Here is a 253-nt window from a genome sequence, read left to right as displayed (position 1 = left end):
TGGTGACTCGTAGGGGAATTGAACCCCTGTTACCGCCGTGAAAGGGCGGTGTCTTAACCTCTTGACCAACGAGCCATTTTAATGGTTGCGGAGGCAGGACTCGAACCTACGACCTTCGGGTTATGAGCCCGACGAGCTGCCAACTGCTCCACTCCGCGATATTGTTTGTTTTATAAGTGCCGAAGACCGGAATCGAACCGGTACGAGAGGTAAGTCCCGCAGGATTTTAAGTCCTGTGCGTCTGCCAGTTCCG

General features: G+C 53.8%; 2 tRNA genes. Both read right to left on the bottom strand.

Going from position 1 to position 253, the window contains the following annotated elements:
- A tRNA-Glu gene (locus KGF41_RS20715) sits at positions 1-75 on the bottom strand.
- A 7-nt stretch (positions 76-82) separates the two neighbouring features.
- Positions 83-158: transfer RNA gene (locus KGF41_RS20710), tRNA-Met, on the bottom strand.
- Positions 159-253 lie beyond the last annotated feature (95 nt).

The organism is Clostridioides sp. ZZV14-6150 (assembly GCF_020657875.1).
GTDB lineage: Bacteria > Bacillota > Clostridia > Peptostreptococcales > Peptostreptococcaceae > Clostridioides.
Note: the sequence above shows the minus strand (reverse complement) of the source record. Positions and strands in the feature narration are given on the sequence as shown.